The sequence below is a fragment of the Sagittula salina genome (assembly GCF_017813235.1).
GTDB classification, from domain to species: domain Bacteria; phylum Pseudomonadota; class Alphaproteobacteria; order Rhodobacterales; family Rhodobacteraceae; genus Sagittula; species Sagittula salina.
Map to the genome: position 1 here is coordinate 1 of NZ_JAGISH010000077.1, position 252 is coordinate 252.

Below are 252 nucleotides of genomic sequence, written 5' to 3' on the forward strand. Positions count from 1 at the left end.
TAATAGCAGCTATGGGTCGTCGGCGGGGAGGAGATGCGCATATGCACCTCGCTCGCGCCGGCGGCGCGGACCATCTCGACGATTTTCTTGCTGGTGGTGCCGCGGACGATGCTGTCATCGACCAGGATGACACGCTTGCCCTCCAGCATCGGCCGGTTGGCGCTGTGCTTCAGCTTCACGCCGAGATGGCGGATCTGGTCGGTCGGCTCGATGAAGGTGCGGCCGACATAGTGGTTGCGGATGATGCCGAGC

General features: G+C 63.5%; 1 protein-coding gene. It reads right to left on the reverse strand.

Annotated features, from left to right (window positions below; translation table 11 throughout):
- The coding region (locus J5474_RS22625; protein WP_280842552.1) for a phosphoribosyltransferase family protein at window positions 1–252 on the reverse strand (252 nt) is incomplete at both ends.